Source organism: Amycolatopsis jiangsuensis (assembly GCF_014204865.1).
Taxonomy (GTDB): domain Bacteria; phylum Actinomycetota; class Actinomycetes; order Mycobacteriales; family Pseudonocardiaceae; genus Amycolatopsis; species Amycolatopsis jiangsuensis.
Genome location: NZ_JACHMG010000001.1, coordinates 5233935 through 5255239 on the forward strand (window position 1 = coordinate 5233935; position 21305 = coordinate 5255239).

Below are 21305 nucleotides of genomic sequence, written 5' to 3' on the forward strand. Positions count from 1 at the left end.
TGTCGGGCCTCATTCACCGATCACGGGCGGCACGGTCAGCTGGTCGGAGCCGAAGAGTTCGTTGTTGTCCTCTTCCACCAGGTACTTCGTCTGGTGCTCCTGGTCCTCCTCGCCCTTCTTGCCGCCGCCACGGGCACCACCCATGCCGCCCATCCCGGACGAACCGGCCTTGCCCGCCGCACCCGCGCCGCCCATGCCGGCCCCACGCATCCCGCTGCCGGCGCCACCGGCGCCTTCACCCGCGGCCGCGCCGGAGCCCATGCCCCCGGTGCCGAACCCGCCCGGCCCGAAGCCCGCCGCACCGAACCCGCCGGCGCCGGAACCCGATCCGCCGCCACCGGGACCGAACCCACCGGCGCCGCCGCCACCAGGCCCGAACCCGCCGGACCCGCCGGAACCCCCAGGCCCGAACGAGCCGGGATTCACCGAAGGCGGCACGTAACCCGACGCCGAGGTGTTGTCGTTGGGCGGGGTGTAGCTGGGAACGTCAGTCTTGGGCGGGGTGTAGTTCGGCGTGTTCGTCTTCGGAGTGTCGAACTTCGGCGTGTTCGCGTTGACCTTCGGCATGTTCGTCTTGGGCGGGGTGAAGCCACCCGCGCCGCCCCCGCCGAAGCCGCCGCCGCCATTACCCACACCACCGGGCCCGACGCCTCCGACGTTGGGGTTGCTCCCACCGTCGGAGATGTTGTTGCCCTGCCAGACGTTGTACTGCGGCATCCCGCCCGCGTTCTGGTTACTGGAACCGTAGTACGCGGTGTAGGCCTGGACGTTGGTCTGGCTGTCCTGGTTGTACTTGTTGATCTCGTCGTCTTTGTCGCTGAAGGGCTGGTGGTCGTACCACTCCATCTCCGGCGGCTCGTCCGGAAGTTGCTGGACCTTGCCGTGCACGTCGTGGAACGCGTCCATCTGGTTGGTGATGAAGCTGCGGCTCTTGCCCAGGTTGTTGGCCGAGTCGTCGTGCCACATCTTCAGCGCGCCCGCACCGCCGGTCGCCGCGGACGCGCTGTTGCCCTGCCAGGCTTCGCCCATCTTGTTGTTCAGGGCTTCGATCGAGTTGGCTCGATCGCTGTGCGTCCTGCCGAGCGTGTCGGACTCGGACTGGCCATGCTCAAGCGAGGTGGTGTTGCCGGCGCTGATCTTCTTGTAGATCTCGGTCGCGGTGATCGACCCGCCGCCGACGTTGGCCTGCGCGTTCTCGGCGGTCGGACCGCCGCTGAATATGTGGACTGCCGCACCCACCAGGCCGCCGACCGCAGCGCCGACGACCGCGCCCTCGGGCCCGGCGATGGCACCGTAGGTGGCCCCGATCGCCGCACCTTTGGCGGTGTCCTTCAGGGCGCTGCCTGTGTCGTCCCCATTCCCCATGATGAGACTCTTCCTTCCAGGCCTGCTAGGGCCGCGCAGCAGTCACTGCGCTGTCTTGAGATGGTTGATCATGGCCTCGCCGACCTTGCCCGCAGCACCGCACGGGTCGTCGTGGTTCTTTCCGGTCGAAATCGAGGTGCTGATCGAAACTCCGAGCTGGTCAGTGACGCCGACCACCGCGTTGCACACACCTTCTGAGCGATCGTCGCCGAGCGTGGATCCGTACACCGCGGGGTAGCTTCCGATCGTGGTCGGCTCGAAATAGGCGTAGCCGGCCTTGTTGGAGTAGATGTCGCCGAGCCCGTTCTTGTTCGGGGTGACTGGCGTGATCCCGATCACGTTCCCGGCGAACTGGGTGGACTGCCAGTCGCAGCCGGGCGGTGATTGACCGCTCGGGCTCCCCGGTGACTTCAAGCCGAGATCCGCTGCTTCGTCGGCTCCGAGAGCGGTGCACGGATCGGCGATCAGCTTCTGGGTCGGCAGCGGCGACGGTACTTTCGGGGCGCCGGAACTGGTGTTCGGTGCGCTGCTGGAGTTCGTGGCAGCAGGTGTATCGCCCGTTCCTTCGGTCTTGCCGGTGCACGCGGTGAGCAGACCAAGAACGGCGAGTGTTCCGACGGCGAGTCGCGCGATGTGGTGAGACATGTGGTGTTCAGAACCCGCCCTTGTCTTGCTGAGCCAGCCGGTCGCGGTTTTCCTGCTCGTTGACGGTGATCTTGTTCTTGGCCGCGGTGAGTGCAGTGATGAAGTTCTGGGTGTACTTGACCATCTTGTTGTGCTCGTCCAGCAGGCTCTTCCCCGACGGATTGGCACCCTGGTTGATGAAGGTGTGGCTGGCGACTTCATCGGCGGGCGGTTTCACGTCGGCGATGTTCTGCGCGTGCACACGGTCCTTGGTGAGGTCGGTGAGCAGGTCCTCCCACTGCTTGATGACCGCGTCGACCTCGTCCTCGCTGAACTTGTAGCCGCCGGAGCTCCCGTAGCCACCGACCATGATCGGCGGGACTTCGGGTACGACGGTGTCCTTCAGCGGGTCAGGTGCAGGTTGTGGTTCGGCCATCTCAGTGGACCCCCTAGTAGCCACGGCTCGCGCCTCAACGTCGAGATCAGCAGCTTGGATGGTAACGCACGGCGGTTGGTTCCCGCTCGGAATCGGGCACTTTGCGGACTGCTGGACGGCACCCTTGCGCGCGACTCTCGTTGCGAGTGTCACTGCAGGTCAGGGCTCTGTCGCGGGCTGCTGGTGAATGCTGTTCCAGAGCGCAGCCGGCCGGAACGCCGGAAAGCCGGTACCCGCCCCGTGAAGGGCAGGCACCGGCTTTCGGTGGTCTTGCACGCGGAGCGTGCGCCGGGGAGGGTCAGGCCGAGGCGGCCTTCACCTCCAGGCGCACGTCCACCTTCACGTCCGGGTGGAGGCGGGCGTTGACCGAGTGCTTGCCGGTCGTCTTGATGTGGTCGCGCACGTCCAGGATGCGCTTGTCCAGCAGGGGGCCGCCCTGTGCCTTGATCGCGTCGACGATCTCGCCGGCGGTGATCGAGCCGAAGAGCTTCTTCGAGCCGGCCGCGGCCTTGCCGGTCAGCTGGATCGGGCCGAGGCCCTCGAGCGTCGCCTTGATCTCGCGGGCGTGGTCGAGGTCGCGGATGCGGCGGGACTCCTGTGCGCGCTGGATGGTGCGCACGTTCTTCTCCGCGCCCTTGCTGGCCACGATGGCGTAGCCACGCGGCAGCAGGTAGTTGCGCGCGTAGCCGTCCTTGACCTCGACGATGTCGCCGGGACCGCCGAGGTTCGCCACGTCGGTGGTGAGAATGATCTTCGCCATGACTCGGGCTCCCCTCAGCGCGCGGTGGACGTGTAGGGCAGCAGCGCCATCTCGCGCGAGTTCTTCACCGCGATGGCGATGTCGCGCTGGTGCTGGCTGCAGTTGCCGGTGACGCGACGGGCACGAATCTTGCCGCGGTCGGAAATGTACTTCCGCAGCAGGTTGGTGTCCTTGTAGTCGATCAGTTCCGGACGGCCCTTCTTCTCGGCCTTGCAGAACACGCAGACCTTCTTCTTGGGCTTGCGAATGGGTGGCTTGGCCACAGTAGTACTCCTGGAATTCTAGAAAATTGAGATCAGAACGGGGGCTCGTCGGAGAAGCCGCCGCCGCCACCGCCCGCGGGCGGGGCGGAGCCCCACGGGTCGTCGGCCGGCGCGCTGCCGCCGCCACCGCGGTTGCCGCCGCCACCGCCGAAACCGCCGCCGCCACCGCCACCGCCGAAGTCACCACCGCCGCCGCCACCGCGGCTGACCTTGTTGACCTTCGCCGTGGCGTAACGCAGCGAGGGGCCGATCTCGTCGACCTCGAGCTCGACGACGGTGCGCTTCTCGCCTTCCTTGGTCTCGAACGACCGCTGCTTCAGCCGACCCTGCACCACCACGCGGGCACCCCGCGTGAGCGATTCGGCGACGTTCTCGGCCGCCTGCCGCCAGATGTTGCAGCGCAGGAACAGTGCCTCGCCGTCCTTCCACTCGCCGGTCTGCCGGTCGAGGGTGCGCGGGGTGGACGCGACGGTGAAGTTCGCGACTGCCGCACCGGAAGGGGTGAAGCGCAGCTCCGGGTCGGAAGTCAGGTTCCCGACCACGGTGATGACGGTGTCTCCAGCCACGGATGGCGTCCTTTCGGATCAGGCCTTGGCGGGCGCGGGCTTGGCCGCGGCCTTGACCTCACGGCGCATGACCTTGGTGCGCAGGACGGTCTCCTGCAGCGACAGCTGCCGGTCGAGCTCCTTGACGGCCTCGGCCGTCGAGTTCAGGTCCAGCAGCGCGTAGATGCCCTCGGCGTGCTTCTTGATCTCGTACGAGAGGCGCCGACGGCCCCAGACGTCGACCTTCTCGACGCTTCCGCCCGACGTGCGGATCACGTTGAGGAAGTTCTCCAGCGTGGGGGCGACCGTGCGCTCGTCGAGCGTGGGGTCCAGGATGACCATTACCTCGTAATGGCGTGACACAACCACTCACCTCCTATGGGCTCGCGGCCACGGCGGATCCGTGGCAGGAGGGTTTGTCCAGGTAAGCGTACCCGGCGGCATCGGCGCCGCGGTGCGGTGGGGGGCGCTGCGGTCAGGACACCCGGCGCAGCACCCAGGTGCGCACGAGGCCGGCGCTCACCCCGGCGAGCACGATCACCGCGAGCAGCATCGGCAGCTGGACCTCCGAGCCGCCGCGGGTGGCCAGTGCTTCCGCGTTGCCCGCGTTGCGGATCTCCGGGTTCTGCCCCTGCGGGCCCTGCCCGGCCGAGGTCTGCGGCACGGCGCCGGAGCCGGGCAGCGCGCCGCCGTTCGGGTAGCGCGCACCCGGGGCGACCGCGGTGCCCGGGGTGGCGGTCGGGATGCCGCCGTAGTCGCGGCGCGGTGCGGTGCCGGTGCTGCCGGGCTGGTAGTTGCCGAGCGGGCTGCCGTCCGGCGCGGTCTGACCGCCCTGGTCCGGGGTGCTGCTGCCGCCGGTGGCGGGCGAACTGGACGACGGCGCGGAGTAGTTCGCGGCCACGGTGGTCAGCCCGCACGCCGAGCTGACCTTGTCGCTGATGGCCGCCAGCACCTTGTTCCGGGTGTCGGGCAGTACGCCGAGACCGTTCGCGCCTTTGAGGTTCTTCTCGACCACTGCGCCGATCGCGTCGCCGCCGATGCTTCCGCCCGCGGAATCGGGAATCTCGCCGACCGCGAGGTTGCCCTTGTCCGCGATCGTGTTCGCCAGCGCATCGGGCCACACGGAGAGGAAGTTGAACAGGCCCACCTGCTCGCGCGCCGCCTGCCGGACGACCTCCTTCACCGAGGAGCCCGGCAGCGCCACCGAGTCGCCCATGTTGCCGCTGACCGCGCCCGTGCACTGGCCGGCCAGCGTGGTCGCGGCGGAGGCGGTGCCGGCGCCCAGGAACGAGCCGCCGGTGACGAGGGCGGCCAGTGCGGTGACAGTGAGTGCTCGACGAGTTCTCTGCCAGGTGGGGGTGTTCCGCACGAGCTTTGTCCTCCGGGGTCCGCGGGCGTGAGCCATTGCAGGGGGTACAACGAAACGGTACCGAAGAAGATACTGGTGAGTCGGCCTAATTCGCAGCGGCCATCCGGCGGAGCACCCAGGTGCGGACCAGCCCGGCGCTGACTCCGGAGAGTGCGATCACTGCGACCAGAACGGGCCAGTCCAACCCGTTCGTGTGGTCGGCGCCGGTGGTCGGTAACGCCTGGGCCTGCCCGGCGTTCTGCACGGTCCGGTCGCCGGCGGAGCTGCCGCCGGTGCCCGGAAGTCCGTACTGCGGTGCGTACCCCGGGATCTGGCTGCCGTAGCGCAGCGCGGGCGACGGGGTGAACAGCCCGGCCATCGCCATGGGGATCCCGCTGTAGTCACGCATGGGTGCGTACCCGGTCGAGTAGCCGAACGGCAGGCTGCCGAAGTTCGGCACCAGCGACGACAGCGGCCCGGCGCCGCCGCCTCCGCCCGCGGGCAGCAGGGGGCTGTTCACTCCCGGGATCGGGCTCTGCCCGGCCGGGGCGCCGCCCTGGTGCGGGGCGCCGCCGGGCGGTGGCTGCTGCGGGTTCGGCCCGGGGTTCTGCGCTACCGGCTCGCCACCGAGCGCCTTGCCCGCCGCGGAAAGTCCCTGCTGAGCGGTGTCGGTGGTGCCGGCGACGACGCCGTTGACCGCACTCGCGGCCGGGGCGCCGATTCCCGGCACCGGCGCGACGACCGCGTCCACCACGTGCACGGTGACGTGACAGACCGTGCCCAGTACCGCGTTGATGGTCCCGGTCAGTACTCCGGAGACCTTGCCGACCACACCGAGGTCCAGCGGCAGCCCGAGCAGTGGGGTGGTCGCCTTGACGTGGTCTCCCGGCTTGGCCGTGATCGTGGATCCGCACTTCGCGGTCAGGGTCTCCGGGGCGGCGGACGCCGTGGCGGGTGCGGCGAGCGCGGCCGAACCGGCGAGGACGAAAGCGGCGGCGCCCAGCGCGGTCGCTTTCCGTGTCCGATCCTGCATGGGCCGGCCCCTTCGCCGTGTCCGAGTCCCTTCCCAGGACAACGACGGTAACGAACCCGGGTGACGCCCGCTCCGTGTCCGATGTCGGGCAATCGGGTGGAACGGGTGATACGCACAGTGATCAGGCGGGCTTGCGGCGGAGCCAGGCACGCACCAGCGCCGCGGCCACGATCGCCAGCGCGAGCACGGCGAGCAACAGCGGGAGCCGGGCAGGCGGGGTCGCCGCCGGCAGCGCCTGCGCGGAACCGGACTTCTTCTCGTCGACGGTCGGCGGCACCGGATTCTGCGGCAGCTGACCGGGGATGACCTGCGTGACCACGGGCGCCTGCACGAAGGAGGCGGGCAGCATGGCGGCACCGGTGAAGATGCCGGAAATCGAGGTGAGGTCGTCCGGACCGCCGGTCTTCACCGGGTCCAGCGTGCCGCCGGGAGCGGGGGTGGAGCCGCCCGGCGGGGTCGGTTCCGTGCCCGGCCCGGGTCCGGGACCGGGGTCCTCACCGGGGCCGTCGCCCGGCGGGGTGCCCTGCACGCCGCCGACCAGCTGCTGGGTCGTGTTGCCCACGCCGTTCGCGACGTCTTTCGCGACCGGGCACACCCCGTCCGCCGCGGCGTCGCCGACCACCGGGACCTCGCCGACGCCGAGCCCGCGTGCCAGATCGCCCACCGGCACGGTGAGCAGCGGGTTCTTTCCGTCCGCCTGCTCGGACTTCGAGTCGAGGCCGACGGTGACCCGGTCGGGAGCGTTCAGCGGCGCGCCGGCGTCGAGGGTGAGGCCCTTGCCGTCCTTGCCGTCCTTGCCGTTCTGCAGCGTGGCCGCGCAGTCGCCGTCGAGCGTGGGACTCGGATCGGCCACCGCCGTGCCCGGGAACGCGAACGCGGCCGACAGCACCGGTACCGCCACAGCGACGCCCAGCGACGTCTTCCGGCCAGCGTGCTTCCCCATGTGCCCCTCCGACGGCCCGACCTGGATCACGGAACGCGCTCACGGTACTGCACGAGCGTGACCAACTGGCCTCGAAGGGCCCGATTCACCCGGGGGTAGCGTCGTGCCCATGCAGATTGGCGCCCACGTCCGCGACGACGATCCGCTGGAGGCTGTCGCCGAGCGGAAAGCCGACGTCGTCCAGTTCTTCCTCTCCGACCCGCAGGGATGGAAGGCCCCGAAGCCGCATCCGCACGGGGAGTCGATCAAGCAATCGCCGGTCGAGGTCTTCATCCACGCGCCGTATCTGATCAACGTCGCGTCGCTGAACAACCGGATCCGCATCCCATCCCGTAAGAACGTGGCCCAGCACGCCACCGGAGCCGCGGCGGTCGGTGCGAAGGGCCTGATCGTGCACGGCGGGCACGTCGGCGCCGGCACCGAGATCGAGGACGGCCTGGCCAACTGGCGCAAGCTCTTCGAGCGCGAGGCGGACAAGGGCGGTTTCGCGGTGCCGGTCCTGATCGAGAACACCGCCGGCGGCGACCACGCGATGACCCGCGAACTCGACGTGATCGCCCGGCTGTGGGACCAGGTCGGCGAGTTCGGCGCCGGCTTCTGCCTGGACACCTGCCACGCCTACGCGGCGGGCTGGGACCTGTCCACCGCGGTGGCGAAGGTCAAGGCGATCACCGGACGGATCGACTTGGTGCACTGCAACAACTCCCGCGACGAGGCCGGCTCCAACCGCGACCGGCACGCGAGCGTGGTCGACGGCGCGGGCACGATCGACCCGGAGCTGCTCGCCGAGGTCGTGCGCCAGGCCGGTGCGCCGGTGGTGGTGGAAACTCCCGGCGACGGACAGGCGGCCGACATCGCCTACCTGCGCAAACAGCTCGGTTGAGGGATTCCGCCGGCCCGGCCACCGCGAACCCCAGCCACAGCAAGCGCCCCAGCCGCTGAGGCATCGCGGTAGCCGGGAGGCGGGTCAGCAGAGCCCCTCCGGTTCGGCGGGGCTCTGCTGTGCGGGGCCGGTCGTGGTGGTCCGGTGGCCGCGGAAGCCGGGCAGCCGCAGCCGGTCGCGGGCTCGGTCCAGTACGCCGCCCGCGGGGTCGTCGTCGCCGGAGAGCCGGACGAGGTCGGTGCGGGGACGGTAGATCTCGCGCAGGACCAGCACGCACAGGCCGGCCACCGCGAGGTCGCGGATCACCACCGTGCCGAGGAACCAGCCCTCGGGCAGTCCTTTGTGGTCGATGCCGAGGTAGTAGAACATCCGCGGCACCCACACCAGCGCGTCGAGCACCATCCAGCCGAGCAGCGGGCGCCAGCGCGGGATGGCCAGCACCGCCAGCGGAACCAGCCACAGCGAGTACTGCGGGCTCCACACCTTGTTCGTCAGCAGGAACGCGGCCACCGCCAGGAACGCCAGCTGTCCCAGCCGGGGACGGCGCGGGGCGGTCAGCGTGACGTAGCCGATTCCCGCGCAGCAGGCCAGGAACAGCACGGCCACCACGACGTTCAGCACCACCGGCGTCTGTCCTTTGTGGAGCATGCCGTCGAAGCCCGCCCAGCCGGTGGTGGAGGCGATCACGTTGTAGAGCGAATCCGGATCCATCGGACGCAGGGTGTTGAGCCGGAAGAACTCCCACCAGCCGCGCGTCGCGACGAGGATGAACGGGACGTTCACCACCAGCCAGGTGAGCACCGTGAACAGCGCCGTCCGGCCCCACGTCCGCAGCTTCCCTGCCCGCAGGCACAGCAGGAACAGCACCCCGAGCAGCAGCAACGGGTACAGCTTCGCGGCCACCCCGAGACCGAGCAGCACTCCGGCGATCTCCGGGCGTCTGCGGGACCAGGCGAGGATTCCCACCGCCGTGCACGCGGTGGCGATGGCGTCGAAGTTCGTGAACGTGTGCACCAGCACCAGCGGGGAAATCGCCACGAGCACCGCGTCCCACGGCCGGCGTTTCGTCGTCCGCCCGGTGGCCCACACGGTGACCAGCCAGGCCAGCGCGAGGAAGAACGCGGTGATGTTGAAGTACACCGCCACCGGTAGCGCGGCGGGCAGCCAGCCGGAATCGGCGACCGACAGCCAGGCCGCGGCGAGTTTCGCGTCGACCCACTGGAACAGGCCGGTGACCACCGGGTACTCCATGTACCGGGTCTGGTCCTGCGCGGTCGGTGAATCCTCCTGCCACGACGAGACGTAGGGGAAGGTGTGCGGATCGTCCAGCTTCTCCGAGCTGTAGAGCGGGACGATGTCCGAGTAGCACATCGCGACGAACGGGCGCCCGGATCGCCAGTCGAGCTGGTTCGCGCCGCTGGAGTCGGTGTACTGCTGGATGCACGAGGCCTTGCCGAACCAGCACAGCACCAGCGCGAACACGGCGAGCGCGAGGCCAACGCGCTGTGGTGACCAGAACCAGTGCCTGCCGACCGCGGCGTGCTCGCCCAGCGGCCCGCCCGCGGGTCTGCTCGCCGCGGCCACCAGCGGATCGTGCCGGCTGGGCGCGATCCGTTCCGCCGGGGTCAGCGTGCGGGGCGCCGCGTCCGGATCGACGGCTGCGGGGGTGGACTCGTCGGGCACGTCGCGGATGCTATCTGTCCGCGCGTGCGGTGCCCGTCATTTCGGATCGGCGTAGAACCCGGCGAGCACCTCGAACGCGGCGCCGAGGGCGACCGCCTCCTCGTCGAGATCGCTCACCTCCACGTCGATCCGCTGCCAGTGCGGCACCGGCAGCAGTTCGTGCAGCTGTGCCGAGACCGTCTCGCGGTACACCTCGCCGGCCGCGCGGATGGTCCGTCCGAACAGGACGATCCGCTCCAGGTCGAGCACCTGTACCAGGTCGGCGAGCCCGATCCCGAGCAGCCGGGCAGCGTCCTGGGGGGTGGCCGCGGTCTGGTGCAGCACCTCGACGCACCCTCGCCTGCCGCACGCGCAGCGCGGACCGGCGTACGCGATCGTCGTGTGGCCGAACTCGCCGGCGTTCGTGCGTGGTCCGCGGTAGACCCGCCCGTCGATCAGCAGCCCGACGCCGATCCCGGTGCCCACGAGCACCACCGCGGTCGCCGCCGGGGTCTCCTCCGGCCAGGTGTGCGCGAACGCCGCCGCGTTCGTGTTCTTGTCCAGGATGACCGGCAGACCGGTGCGTGCGGCGAGCAGATCGCGCAGCGGGACGTCGTGCCATCCGGGCATGTTGGTGGCGTCGCGGAGCCGGCCCGCGTGGTGGTCGAGTGGGCCCACCGTGCCGACGCCGAGACCGAGCACCCGCTCCGGATCGACGCCGGCGAGCAGCGTGCGCACCCCGTCGGCCAGCGCGGCCACCGCCTGTTCCGGATCGAAACCGAGCGGCAGCGAACCCTCGACGACCTCTTCCACCTCGCCGGTCAGCCCGGTGCGCAGCACGAGGAAACCGTCGCGGTCGAGCTGGGCGCCGAGTGCGCACCGGGCCTCCGGACGCAGCCGCAGCAGGGTCCGGGGCTTGCCGACGCCGGCCGCGGCCTGGCGTTCGACGTCCAGCAGGCGCTCCGGCAGCAGATCCGCGACGATCTTCGACACGGCCTGCTGGGTGAGACCGGACCGCTGCGCCAGCTCCACCCGGCTGAGCCCGCCCTCGCGCAGGATGTAGCCGAGCAGCAGTGCCCGGTTGTGCCGCCGCAGCCTGCGCAGGTTGGCACCGGTCTCGGTCATCCGGTGATCCTTCCGGAGAGATGGCCAATTACGCAACACTGTTGTTTAATACGGTCATGGCTGAAGACGCACGGGTCGGCATCCTCGGATACGGCACTGGCGGGCGGGTCTTCCACGCGCCGCTGGTCGCCGCGACCCCGGGCCTGGTCCCGGCGGTGATCGTCACCGGCAACGCGGAGCGTGCGGAGCAGGCCAGGGCCGAGCACCCCGGCGCGGAGGTGGTCCCGGACCCCGAGGCACTGTTCGCCCGGGCCGACGACCTCGACCTGGTCGTGGTGAGCACGCCGAACCGCACGCACGTGCCGCTCGCGCTGCGGGCGATCGAACAGGGTCTGCCGGTGGTCGTGGACAAGCCGTTCGCGCCGACCGCGGCCGAGGCGCAGCGCGTGGTCGCCGCCGCGCGGGACAAGGGCGTCGGCCTCACCGTGTTCCAGAACCGCCGCTGGGACTCCGACTTCCTGACCGTGCGCAAGGTGCTCGAATCCGGCCGGCTCGGCGAGGTGTTCCGCTTCGAGTCCCGGTACGACCGCTGGGTGCCGAAGGTGAAGGACAACTGGCGCGAGTTCGGCGACCCCGCCGAGGCCGGCGGCCTGCTGTACGACCTCGGCGCGCACATCGTGGACCAGGCGCTGCAGTTGTTCGGCCCGGTCACCCAGGTCTACGCCGAGGTCGACCGCCGTCGCCCCGGTGTCGCCGTGGACGACGACGTGTTCATCGCACTGCGGCACGCCGGCGGCGTCCGCTCGCACCTGTGGTGTTCCGCGCTCGCCGGCACCCGCAATCCGCGCTTCCGCGTGCTCGGCGACCGCGCGACGTTCACCAAGTACGGCCTCGACGTGCAGGAACCGCAGATCAAGGAGGGGCTGCGCCCTGGCGAGCCCGGCTGGGGTGTGGAACCCGCCGCGGACGCCGGCCGCCTCGGGGTGAACGACCGGACCGAAACGGTGCCCACCGAGGTCGGCCGCTACGAAACCTTCTACTCCGGCGTCGTCGACGCGTTGCGTGGCGACGCGGGGTTCCCGGTCGATCCGGCCGGCGCGGTCGCCGCACTGCGGGTGATCGAGGCCGCACATCGCTCCGGCACCGAAGGCCGGGTGATTCCCCTCGGCTGAAGCGGGGTACTCCCGAATCGGCCGTGGTCGCGGCGCCCTCCCCCCTCGTGTCGTGACCACGGCCTCTGCCCGGCCGGCGCCGATCACTCCACCCCGGGTCCTTCCGAGGGGTCCGGCTCCCCGGTCGGGGTGTCGTCCGACGGTTTCGGCGAATGCGAGTGCCCCGGCGGGTTGCCGGAGTGGCCCGGCTCGCCGGTGTCCCCGGGATCCTCGGGGTGGAGCGGGCCGCCGTCGCCTGGCTGGTCCTCGTCCGGATCGTCCGAGCCGGGCGGCTGGTCGCCGTCGACCGGAAGGTCCGCCTCGCTCGAGGAGGGCGGCGGGGACGCGGCACCGATCAGCGGCACGTCGTCGAACTTCTCCCCCGGCTTGCCTGCGAGGTAGCTCTTCATGAACTTCTGCCACAGCGGGCCGGCGATCGTGGAGCCGAAGATCGGTGACTTCCCCTTGCCGTGCAGGGCCTGGTCGCCGTCCGCGCCGACCCACGCGGCCACCGACACCGACGGCGTGTAGCCGACCATCCAGGTCTGGGCGTTCGCGTTCGCCGCCGACGACGGTTCACCCGAGCGCTTCGTGTGCTGCTGGGTACCGGTCTTGCCGGCACATTCGTGGCCGGACGGGCACTGCAGTTTCGAGAACCCGATCACCGGCTTCAACGCGGTGGTGACGTTGCCCGCGATCTGCTTGCTCAGGTCCGCGTCGGATTCGGCGAACGCCGGGGTGCCGGATCCATCGGCGGCCTGGTAGGCGACCTCGTCCTGCGAGTTCGTCACCTTGACCACGAAATGCCGGTCGCGGCGGACGCCGTTCGCGGCGAACGTGGCGTAGGCCGAGGCCATGTCCGCGGGCGTGATCCGGGTGTCGCCACCGCCGAGGGAGATGTTGTTGTCCTTGATGGAGATCTCCGACTGGCCTCCGTCGTCCTCGGTGCGCACGCCGGCCTCCTCGGCCGCCTGCTTGACCGGACCCTGCTTGGTCTGGTTGAGGACCATGTCGTAGAACACCGTGTTCGCCGAGATCTTCATGGCCTCGGCGACCGTGCACTGCTTCGAGCAGCTGTCGCTGTCCCCGGCGTTGCGCACCACGCGTCCGTCGAACACCCGGTTGTTGCTGCCGTCGAAGGTCTCGTTGATGCCCTTGCCCATTTTGAGGAACGCGGTGAGGTCGAACGGTTTCATCGACGACCCCGGGTTCTGCGGGGTGTTCGCCCAGTCCCGCGCGGCCTGCTTCTGCCCGTCGACCTCGACGATTCCCGGACCGCCGTAGTAGGCGAGCACGCCGCCGGTCCTGGGGTCGACCGCGACCAGCGCGTCGAGCAGCCGGTCGTCCGACTGGTTCTTCAGCGCGTCGGTGGCCGCCCGGGTGGCGATGTCCTGCGCTTTCTTGTCGATGGTGGTCTGCACGGTGAATCCGCCGGAGTAGTACTTGTCCTCCGGAATGCCGTGGTGTTCCAGTTCCGCCTTCACCTCGTCGGCGACGAAACGGTAGGGCGCGCTCGAATCGTCCTTGGACTCCGAAAGCGGGATCGGGGTCGGGAACTGCGCGGACTGCCGCTCCTGCGCGGTGATGTAGTGGTTTTCCAGCATCCGGTCCAGCGCGGTGTTCCAGCGGCCTTCGGCCACCTTCCGGTTCTCCGACCGGCCCGGCTGCTGGATCAGCCCGGCCAGCAACGCGGCCTGCGAATAGTCCAGCTGCCCGACGTCCTGGTGGAAGAAGGCCTGCGACGCCGCGCCGATGCCGTACGCCCCGCGACCGAAGTAGATGATGTTCAGGTACGCGGTGATGATGTCCTGTTTTTCGTAGGTCTGGTTCATCTTGAACGACTTGGCCAGCTCGGTCCATTTGCGGGTGAGCGTGGGTGCGTCGTTGTCGGTGGCTTTCTTGATGTACTGCTGGGAGATCGTGGATCCGCCGCCGGTACCGGTGGTGATCTGGTTGAACGCCGCGCGCAGCAGGCCGCTGACGTCGAAGCCGGAGTTGGTCTCGAACGTCGAGTCCTCGGTGGCGATCACCGCGTGCTTGACCACGTCCGGGATCTGGCCCGCGGTGAGGATCTGCCGGTTCCCGCCGGGCGGCACGTCCTTGCCCATCTGGCTGCCGTCGGCGTAGAGGTAGGTGACGGCCTGGTTCTGCCCGTGGGCCACGCTCTGCGGCGAGGGCACGTCCACGCTGAAGTAGGTGATCACGAACGCGATCGCCGGAATCACCACGAAGATGCCGACGAACGCGTACACGCAGCGCCGGATGATCTTCCACCGCCGCTTCTTCCGCTGGGCCGGAGTGCGGCCCTTCTTGTCCCGAGCGGGTTCCGCCGGGAGGACCTCGTCCCTGACCGGCGGACCGGGCTCGGAAAACGCCTGATCGGCACGGCCGTCGTGGAAGCGGTGCGTCATCAGCTCGGGTTCCCGCTGGGGTCCGGGCGGCGGGCCCGGACGGCGCGCACCGGGCGGCGGCTGCCGGAAACCCGGCGGCGGCGAACCCGGCGGCGTACCCGGCCGGACCGCGCCGGGTGGTGGCGAACCCGGCCGAGGCGCGCCGGGTGGCGGGGTGCCCGGACGCTGCGGCCCGCGGGCCCACGGCGGCGGACCCGAAGCGGGAGGTGGTCGACGCCGCGGGTCGGGATCCCGGTCGGGCCAGGAGCGGTTGCGGTCGTCGTTCACGTACGGATCCTCTTCTCGGGCACGGGCGTGCTGCGGGCGCAGAACCCTCTCCCGGAGAGGACGCGGAACCCCCTGCCGAGGTTCACTCCACCGGACAGGATCGCCTCCGGACACGGGCGCAGGCCCTCCGGAAACCACGATCCCCGCAACTCCCTGGAATCCAGGGTGTTGCGGGGACCGCCAGAACCTGCCTCCGGGAAAGACCTTCGCCGGTTCAGCCTGTGCCTGTCCGTCTCGGTGGTTCTCCGTTCACTCCACCGGCCGCGCCGCCACCGTCGCCGAAGCCGTCGCCCGGATCGCCACCGAAGATCGGCGGCCGCGAACGGCTGGTCGTCTCACTCGAGGACGTGGTCGGCGTCGTCGGGGTGGTGGTCGTCGGGGTGGTCGGCGTGGTCGTGGTGGAGGTCGGAGCCTCCTCCTTCGTCGTGGTGGGGCGCTTGGTCGTGGAGGGGGCGTCGAACGCCTCCTTGCCGATCGGCTCCACCTTGTCGAACTTCTCCGACGGCTTGTCCTCGAGGTAGGAGTCCATGAAGTCCTGCCACGTCGGGCCGGCGATCGTGGCCCCGTAGATCGGCTGGTTGTCCTCGTCGTGCAACGGTTTGTTGCCGTCGCCGCCGATCCACGCGGCGACCGAGACGGACGGGGTGTAGCCCACCATCCAGGTCTGCGCGTTGCGGTCGTCGTAGGACTTCGGATCGCCGTCCTGCGGGGAGTACTGCTGGGTCCCGGTCTTGCCGGCGCACTGGTGCCCGCTCGGGCACTTCAGCTTCGAGTGCGAGATCACCGGGATGAGCGCCTCGGTGACGTTGCCCGCGATCTGCTTGCTCTTGTCCGAGTTCGCGTCGAACGCCGGTTTGCCCTGGTTGGTGGTCAGGTCGAAGATCGTCTCGTCCTGGGAGTTCGTCAGCTTCGACACGAAGTGCTGGTCCCGGCGGATCCCGCCGGAGGCGAACGACGAGTACCCCGCCGCCATGTCCTCCGGGGTGACCGCCGTGGCACCACCACCGAGCGAGATGTTCGCGTCCGCGGTACCCAGCTTTCCCTTGCCCTGCGGGGCGGGCTGCACCCCCGCTTCCTTGGCCGCTTCCGCCACGCGCGAAGGCTTCACGTCGTTCAGCACCATGTCGTAGAACACGGTGTTCACCGACCGCTCCATGGCCGTCTTGACGGTGCACTGCTTGCTGCAGTTGGAACTGTCCCCGGCGTTGCGGACCACGCGGCCACCGAGCATCCGGTTGTTGCTGCCGTCGTAGGTTTCCCCGAGACCCTTGCCCAGTTTGAGGAACGCGGTGAGGTCGTAGGCCTTCATCGACGAACCCGGGTTCTGCGGCGTGTTCGCCCAGTCCCTGGCCAGCTGGTCGTTGCCGTCGGAGTCCTTCACCGTGTTGGGGCCCCCGTAGTAGGCGAGGACCCCGCCGGTTCTCGGATCGACCGCCACCAGCGCTCCGCGGATGTTCTCGTCGGTCTGGTCCTTCATGTTGTCCTGCACGGATTCGACCGCTTGCTTCTGCGCCGCCGGATCGATCGTGGTGTAGATCTTCGCGCCGGTGTTGTACAGCTTGTCCTCGTCGTACCCCTTCGCCTCCAGCTCGTCGAGGATGCGTTGCTGGATGAAGTAGTCGATGTTCCCGTCTTCCTTCTTGTTCTGGGAACCCTTCGGGATCAGCTTCGGGAACTGCGCGGCGGCCCGGTCGGCGGGCGAGAGCCAGTGGTTGGCCACCATCTGGTCCATCACGTAGGTCCAGCGCCGCTTCCCGTACGCCTGGTCCTCGGACCGGCCGGGGCCCTGGATCATGCCGGCCAGCAACGCCGCCTCGGACGGGTTGAGCTGGGCGACGTCCTTGCCGTAGTAGGCCTTGGCCGCGGCCGCCACGCCGTTCGCGCCGCGTCCGAAGTAGACGATGTTCAGGTACCCGGTGATGATGTCCGACTTGGACGTCTCGTTGTTCAGCTTGAACGACTTCACCAGCTCGGTCCACTTACGGGTCAGCGTGGGGTCGTCGTTCTTGGTGGCCTGCTTGATGTACTGCTGGGAGATCGTCGAACCACCACCGGTGCCGCCGGTGACCTGGTTGTAGGCCGAGCGCAGGATCGCCATCACGTCGAACCCGGAGTTGGTCTCGAAGCTCGCGTCCTCGGCCGAGTAGACCGCGTGTTTGACGACCTCAGGCACCTGGTTCGGTTGCAGCAGCTCGCGATCGCCGTCCGCGGGCACCGAGCGGCCCATCGGCTGGTTGTTCGCGTAGTAGAAGTTGATCGGCTGGCTCTGCAGGGCCTTGATGTCCTGCGGGGTGGGCACCGAGACGGTGAAGTACGTGATCACGAACGCGATCGCCGGGACCACCACGAACAGGCCGACGAGCGCGTAGAGCACCCGCCGGACGATCTTCCAGCGGCGCTTCTTGCGCTGCGTGGGCGTGAGGGCGGCCTTGCCCTTTTTGCCGCTCTCCTCGCCTTCGGGATCGTCATCGTCGAAGTCCGCGTCGTCCGAGTACTGCGCGAAACGGGCGTCCTCGTCGTAGTCGTCGTAGCGGTCGTCGTACGGGTCGTAACCGAAGGCGGTGCCGTTGTGCTCGTGGTGGGTGATCAGCTCCGGCTCGCGGTCCGGGTACGCCGGGGGCGGCGGGGGCACCGGACGGTTCTGCGGCGGGCGGCGGACCGGGCCGGACTGGGTGCCCGGCGGCGGGGGCTGCCGGAAACCCTGGGGCGGGCTGGCGTTCGGACCGGGCCGTCCGCCAGGAGGCCCCGGGGGCGGCGGTGGCGGCTGCCGGCGCGGCGGTGGTCCACCGCGGTTCGCTCCGTCCAGGATCTGCGAGGTGCGGTTCTGCGGTGGCCGCTGCGGACGTCGCGGCGGTTCTTCGCCGGACGGCCACTGCGGACCGGGCTCGTCGGAACCGGGCCACTCGGGGCCGTCCCCGCCGCCCGGCCAGGCCGGACCGGCCGCGCGCGGGGCGCGAGGGGGACGAGGACCGCCCGCCGGGGGACGGCGGGGCGGGGCCGGGCGCCGGGGGGCCTCCTCGGCCGGCCAGGCGGGACCGGCGTCGTCCTCCGGCCGGCGGGCACGGCGAGGTGCATCTGGCTCCTGGCCGGGCCAGGAGCGGTGGCGATCGTCGTTCACGGATGGGCCTCCCAGGCCGGCGCCGGGGTTCGGGGGCGCGCCGCCCTGTGCTCTGCAGCGGTTGTGGTACTCGTCACTGGCCGGCGGTCCTCCTCGGCCGGGTGGGCTGCGGCTCACCCGTGCCGAGCACGTAGGACAGGACCAGGTGGTTCCAGTGGCACGTCCGGCACACCTCTACGTCGTAGACGGTGAACTCGGCGAAAAGCCCGGCCATCCGGGTCAGTTCGTCGGGTGTGCGTGCCGATCCCGAGACGTGCTTGAGCTCGTCGCCGTAGACCCAGGAGACCAGGGTCAGTGGCGCCCGGCGGCACATCGGACAGGTCCGGTCCTCGGGCCTTCCGTGAAACTTCGCCGCCCGGAGCAGGTAGGGCCCGGCGTCGCAGACCTCGTGGTCGCCGACGCGTCCGGAGCGGACGGCGGCCAGCAGCGCACGGCGCTGTAAGGCGTAGTCCACGACCTGCCGCTGGTTTCGCACGAGGAACAGAGTACGGGCTCCTGCTGTGCAGGTGGTGCCCCCTGGTGGCCGGTACCGCGAGCGACCATCCGGACACGCCGACGATTCGGTAACTCTCTGATGACTTTTGCCTGCTTCCGCCGGCGACCGAGGGTTACCTACGCCACTTCGATGTATCGAAGCGATATAGTGGCCGAGTAGGTTGACCGAGCCGGTCCGTGTGGTCAACGGCGCCGGCCGCGGTCTATTCCCGACAGTGGGGTGCGGTGTGCTCGAACTCGCGATCCTCGGATTGCTGCACGAGGCGCCCATGCACGGGTACGTACTGCGCAAACGCTTGCACGAGACGCTCGGCATGTTCCGGACGTTCTCGTACGGCTCGCTGTACCCGTCCCTGCGGCGGTTGCTGCGGGCCGGTTACCTCGTCGAGGAGCTGGACGAGGCGGACGACCGGGCGTGGTCCCGGCGCGGCCGCCGGGTGTACCGGCTCACCGCCGAGGGCAAGGAGCGCTTCGCCGAGCTGCTGGGCGACGCGGGCCCGCAGACCTGGGACGACGAGGGTTTCGGCGTGCACTTCGCCTTCTTCTCGCGGACCCCGGCCGACGTCCGGATGCGGATTCTCGAGGGCAGGCGCCGCCGGGTCGAGGAACGGCGCGAGGGCTTGCGGGAGGCGCTGGCGAGGGCCGAGGAGAGGATCGACCGCTACACCCGTGAACTGCACCGGCTCGGCCTGGAGTCCAGTGAGCGGGAGGTGCGCTGGCTCAACGAGCTGATCGCGCACGAACAAGCCGAGCAGCGCGATCCGGGGCAGCCGGGGCGCTGAGCGGCGCCGCAGCGTGGCGGCAGACCTGCAGATGTAAGAGAACGGATTAAGGAGAAACCGGCATGGGCTCCAAGCGCCGCGTTCGGGTGGCCATCGTGGGCGTCGGCAACTGCGCCTCGTCGCTGGTCCAGGGTGTCCAGTACTACCGCGACGCGGATCCAGCCACCCGCGTCCCCGGCCTGATGCACGTGCAGTTCGGCGACTACCACGTGGGCGACGTGGAGTTCGTCGCCGCGTTCGACGTGGACGCGAAGAAGGTCGGCCGGGATCTCTCGGAGGCGATCTTCGCCAGCGAGAACAACACGATCAAGATCGCCGACGTGCCGCCGCTCGGCGTCACCGTGGCGCGCGGGCACACCCACGACGGGCTCGGCCGGTTCTACCGAGAGACCATCGAGGAGTCCGACGACCAGCCGGTGGACGTGGTCGCGGCGCTGCGCGAGGCGCAGGTCGACGTGCTGGTCTCCTACCTGCCGGTGGGTTCGGAGGAGGCGGACAAGTTCTACGCGCAGGCCGCGATCGACGCGGGTGTCGCGTTCGTGAACGCGCTGCCGGTGTTCATCGCGTCCGACCCGGAGTGGGCGAAGAAGTTCACCGACGCCGGCGTGCCGATCGTCGGCGACGACATCAAGTCGCAGGTCGGGGCGACCATCACGCACCGGGTGCTGGCGAAGCTGTTCGAGGACCGCGGGGTTCAGCTGGACCGCACGATGCAGCTCAACGTGGGCGGGAACATGGACTTCCTGAACATGAAGGAGCTCGAGCGGCTGGAGTCGAAGAAAATCTCCAAGACTCAGTCGGTGACCTCGCAGGTGGACCGCGAGCTCGGCAAGGGCAACGTGCACATCGGGCCGTCGGACTACGTGCAGTGGCTGGACGACCGCAAGTGGGCCTACGTGCGGCTGGAGGGCCGCGCGTTCGGCGACGTGCCGCTGAACCTGGAGTACAAGCTCGAGGTGTGGGACTCGCCGAACTCGGCGGGCATCATCATCGACGCCGTGCGCGCGGCGAAGATCGCTCTCGACCGCGGCGTCGGCGGCCCGATCCTGTCGGCGTCGTCCTACTTCATGAAGTCGCCGCCGGAGCAGTATGACGACTCGACCGCCCGCGACGCGGTCGACAAGTTCATCCAGGGCGAACTGGAGCGCTGAGACCCGCTTCGCTGACGGCCGTGCAGGCCGCCACGAGGAAATCCCTCATGGCGGCCTGCACGGCGTTTCGGGACAAGCGGGTCAGGGCAGATCGGCGCGGACGAGCTGGCCGGCGGCCATCGTCTGCAGGACCATCTCGGGCAGGTCCCGGCCGTGCCGCGCGGCGTACTCGATCGGGGTGGAGACCTCGACCTGCCAGCCCTGCCCGGTCAGCCAGTCGACCGGGTTCCGGCGTTCCTCCGGGGAGAACAGCCCGGACAGTTCGACGCCCAGCCGTTCCGGTGCACCCAGGTCCCGCATGTGGTCGGTCGCGGTGGTCAGGTGCTCCGCGGCGAGCCGTTCCACGCCGATCCGGCTGCCAGGGGCGGAGCGGGCGGCGACCAGTTCGAACAGCTGCTCCTCGGCCGGGGCGGGCAGGTACGGCAGCAGCCCCTCGGCGAGCCACACGGTGGGCAGGCCGCGGTCGAAACCGGCCTTCTCCAACGCGGCAGGCCAGTCTTCCCGCAGGTCCGCGGGAACCGTATGCCGCGTGCAGCGGGGCTGGGCGGCCAGGCTGTCGAGCACCTCCTGCTTGAACTCGAGCACGCGGGGCTGGTCCACCTCGAAAACGGTGCGACCGGTCAGCTCCAGCCGGTGGGCCCGGGCGTCGAGCCCGGCCGCCAGGATGACCACCTGCGGGGCGGCCGACCCGGTGACCAGGTCGTCGAAGTAGCGCGACCGGAGCCCGATGTAGCTGGTCATCGCGGTCCAGACCGGATCGTCGGTCGGTCCGGTCGGCATCGGCCGCGGCGGGTGCGCGGCCCGCACGAACTCCGCCGCGAACGGATCCTCGATCAGCCGATCCGCGGCCGCGGTCTCGATCGCCCGGCCGGCCGCGACCCCGAGCGCGGTGAGCCCGATGCTGCTGACGATGTCCCATTCCCTCTGCGGAGTAGCCAATTCCCGTCCCTCTCGCCGATCGTGCGATACGGGTTCAGGATGGCACTGCGCGATCATCCGGAAG

Annotated in this window: 20 protein-coding genes; 4 read left to right on the top strand and 16 right to left on the bottom strand. The window is 69.8% G+C overall.

What is annotated here, in order from left to right; genetic code table 11:
* Window positions 1-9 precede the first annotated feature (9 nt).
* The 10 genes from BJY18_RS23595 to BJY18_RS23640 form a co-directional block, all read right to left on the bottom strand.
* The gene (locus BJY18_RS23595; RefSeq protein WP_184782024.1) at window positions 10-1365 is read right to left on the bottom strand and encodes a hypothetical protein; all 1356 of its coding nucleotides are present in this window, start codon (window positions 1363-1365) and stop codon (window positions 10-12) included.
* Window positions 1366-1407: 42 nt separating this feature from the next.
* Window positions 1408-2010 (bottom strand): DUF3558 domain-containing protein, encoded by a 603-nt coding sequence (locus BJY18_RS23600; RefSeq protein ID WP_184782025.1) that lies wholly within the window; start codon window positions 2008-2010, stop codon window positions 1408-1410.
* A gap of 7 nt (window positions 2011-2017) precedes the next feature.
* The gene (locus BJY18_RS23605; protein ID WP_246458960.1) at window positions 2018-2425 is read right to left on the bottom strand and encodes a hypothetical protein; all 408 of its coding nucleotides are present in this window, start codon (window positions 2423-2425) and stop codon (window positions 2018-2020) included.
* A gap of 298 nt (window positions 2426-2723) precedes the next feature.
* Window positions 2724-3185 carry a 50S ribosomal protein L9 gene (gene rplI, locus BJY18_RS23610; protein WP_184782026.1) on the bottom strand — a complete coding sequence of 154 codons (462 nt, stop codon included), beginning with the start codon at window positions 3183-3185 and terminating at the stop codon, window positions 2724-2726.
* Between the two features lie 14 nt (window positions 3186-3199).
* A complete protein-coding gene (gene rpsR / locus BJY18_RS23615) occupies window positions 3200-3448 on the bottom strand; it encodes a 30S ribosomal protein S18 (RefSeq protein ID WP_003098744.1) in 249 nt (82 codons plus the stop codon).
* Window positions 3449-3480: 32 nt separating this feature from the next.
* Window positions 3481-4014, bottom strand: coding sequence for a single-stranded DNA-binding protein (locus tag BJY18_RS23620; RefSeq protein ID WP_184782027.1), 534 nt, complete (start codon window positions 4012-4014; stop codon window positions 3481-3483).
* A gap of 18 nt (window positions 4015-4032) precedes the next feature.
* A complete protein-coding gene (gene rpsF, locus BJY18_RS23625; RefSeq protein ID WP_184782028.1) occupies window positions 4033-4356 on the bottom strand; it encodes a 30S ribosomal protein S6 in 324 nt (107 codons plus the stop codon).
* Between the two features lie 112 nt (window positions 4357-4468).
* The gene (locus BJY18_RS23630) at window positions 4469-5362 is read right to left on the bottom strand and encodes a hypothetical protein (protein ID WP_312873937.1); all 894 of its coding nucleotides are present in this window, start codon (window positions 5360-5362) and stop codon (window positions 4469-4471) included.
* Between the two features lie 85 nt (window positions 5363-5447).
* Complete coding sequence (locus BJY18_RS23635; protein ID WP_184782030.1) at window positions 5448-6374, bottom strand: hypothetical protein; 927 nt, start codon at window positions 6372-6374, stop codon at window positions 5448-5450.
* A gap of 121 nt (window positions 6375-6495) precedes the next feature.
* On the bottom strand, window positions 6496-7317 hold the full coding sequence (locus tag BJY18_RS23640) for a hypothetical protein (RefSeq protein ID WP_184782031.1): 822 nt from the start codon (window positions 7315-7317) through the stop codon (window positions 6496-6498).
* A gap of 109 nt (window positions 7318-7426) precedes the next feature.
* Here BJY18_RS23640 and BJY18_RS23645 point away from each other — a divergent pair, with 109 nt between their 5' ends.
* On the top strand, window positions 7427-8200 hold the full coding sequence (locus tag BJY18_RS23645) for a deoxyribonuclease IV (RefSeq protein ID WP_184782032.1): 774 nt from the start codon (window positions 7427-7429) through the stop codon (window positions 8198-8200).
* An 84-nt stretch (window positions 8201-8284) separates the two neighbouring features.
* On the opposite strand, the gene BJY18_RS23650 is transcribed toward BJY18_RS23645, so the two are convergent.
* The gene (locus BJY18_RS23650) at window positions 8285-9883 is read right to left on the bottom strand and encodes a glycosyltransferase family 87 protein (RefSeq protein ID WP_184782033.1); all 1599 of its coding nucleotides are present in this window, start codon (window positions 9881-9883) and stop codon (window positions 8285-8287) included.
* 36 nt (window positions 9884-9919) lie between these two features.
* Complete coding sequence (locus BJY18_RS23655; RefSeq protein ID WP_184782034.1) at window positions 9920-10987, bottom strand: ROK family transcriptional regulator; 1068 nt, start codon at window positions 10985-10987, stop codon at window positions 9920-9922.
* 56 nt (window positions 10988-11043) lie between these two features.
* Between BJY18_RS23655 and BJY18_RS23660 the strand changes: the two genes are divergently transcribed.
* Window positions 11044-12099, top strand: coding sequence for a Gfo/Idh/MocA family oxidoreductase (locus BJY18_RS23660; protein WP_184782035.1), 1056 nt, complete (start codon window positions 11044-11046; stop codon window positions 12097-12099).
* Window positions 12100-12182: 83 nt separating this feature from the next.
* On the opposite strand, the gene BJY18_RS23665 is transcribed toward BJY18_RS23660, so the two are convergent.
* The 3 genes from BJY18_RS23665 to BJY18_RS23675 form a co-directional block, all read right to left on the bottom strand.
* Complete coding sequence (locus tag BJY18_RS23665; RefSeq protein ID WP_184784798.1) at window positions 12183-14489, bottom strand: transglycosylase domain-containing protein; 2307 nt, start codon at window positions 14487-14489, stop codon at window positions 12183-12185.
* Window positions 14490-14970: 481 nt separating this feature from the next.
* Entirely contained in the window at window positions 14971-17388 is a 2418-nt protein-coding gene (locus BJY18_RS23670) for a transglycosylase domain-containing protein (protein ID WP_312873939.1), read from the bottom strand.
* 559 nt (window positions 17389-17947) lie between these two features.
* The gene (locus BJY18_RS23675; protein WP_184782037.1) at window positions 17948-18349 is read right to left on the bottom strand and encodes a DUF5318 domain-containing protein; all 402 of its coding nucleotides are present in this window, start codon (window positions 18347-18349) and stop codon (window positions 17948-17950) included.
* A 247-nt stretch (window positions 18350-18596) separates the two neighbouring features.
* Between BJY18_RS23675 and BJY18_RS23680 the strand changes: the two genes are divergently transcribed.
* Both BJY18_RS23680 and BJY18_RS23685 read left to right on the top strand, forming a co-directional pair.
* Window positions 18597-19151: a PadR family transcriptional regulator gene (locus BJY18_RS23680; protein ID WP_184782038.1), complete on the top strand. Its 555-nt coding sequence runs from the start codon at window positions 18597-18599 to the stop codon at window positions 19149-19151.
* A 62-nt stretch (window positions 19152-19213) separates the two neighbouring features.
* Entirely contained in the window at window positions 19214-20302 is a 1089-nt protein-coding gene (locus BJY18_RS23685) for an inositol-3-phosphate synthase (RefSeq protein WP_184782039.1), read from the top strand.
* An 81-nt stretch (window positions 20303-20383) separates the two neighbouring features.
* Here BJY18_RS23685 and BJY18_RS23690 read toward each other — a convergent pair whose 3' ends face one another.
* Window positions 20384-21241 carry an SAM-dependent methyltransferase gene (locus BJY18_RS23690; protein ID WP_221457935.1) on the bottom strand — a complete coding sequence of 286 codons (858 nt, stop codon included), beginning with the start codon at window positions 21239-21241 and terminating at the stop codon, window positions 20384-20386.
* Window positions 21242-21305 lie beyond the last annotated feature (64 nt).

Bases quoted from the DNA above. Each gene is read 5' to 3' on its own strand.
- BJY18_RS23595 (WP_184782024.1), bottom strand. From the start codon at position 1,365: ATGGGGAATGGGGACGACACAGGCAGCGCCCTGAAGGACACCGCCAAA.
- BJY18_RS23600 (WP_184782025.1), bottom strand. From the start codon at position 2,010: ATGTCTCACCACATCGCGCGACTCGCCGTCGGAACACTCGCCGTTCTT.
- BJY18_RS23605 (WP_246458960.1), bottom strand. From the start codon at position 2,425: ATGGCCGAACCACAACCTGCACCTGACCCGCTGAAGGACACCGTCGTA.
- rplI (WP_184782026.1), bottom strand. From the start codon at position 3,185: ATGGCGAAGATCATTCTCACCACCGACGTGGCGAACCTCGGCGGTCCC.
- BJY18_RS23635 (WP_184782030.1), bottom strand. From the start codon at position 6,374: ATGCAGGATCGGACACGGAAAGCGACCGCGCTGGGCGCCGCCGCTTTC.
- BJY18_RS23640 (WP_184782031.1), bottom strand. From the start codon at position 7,317: ATGGGGAAGCACGCTGGCCGGAAGACGTCGCTGGGCGTCGCTGTGGCG.
- BJY18_RS23645 (WP_184782032.1), top strand. From the start codon at position 7,427: ATGCAGATTGGCGCCCACGTCCGCGACGACGATCCGCTGGAGGCTGTC.
- BJY18_RS23655 (WP_184782034.1), bottom strand. From the start codon at position 10,987: ATGACCGAGACCGGTGCCAACCTGCGCAGGCTGCGGCGGCACAACCGG.
- BJY18_RS23660 (WP_184782035.1), top strand. From the start codon at position 11,044: ATGGCTGAAGACGCACGGGTCGGCATCCTCGGATACGGCACTGGCGGG.
- BJY18_RS23665 (WP_184784798.1), bottom strand. From the start codon at position 14,489: ATGACGCACCGCTTCCACGACGGCCGTGCCGATCAGGCGTTTTCCGAG.
- BJY18_RS23685 (WP_184782039.1), top strand. From the start codon at position 19,214: ATGGGCTCCAAGCGCCGCGTTCGGGTGGCCATCGTGGGCGTCGGCAAC.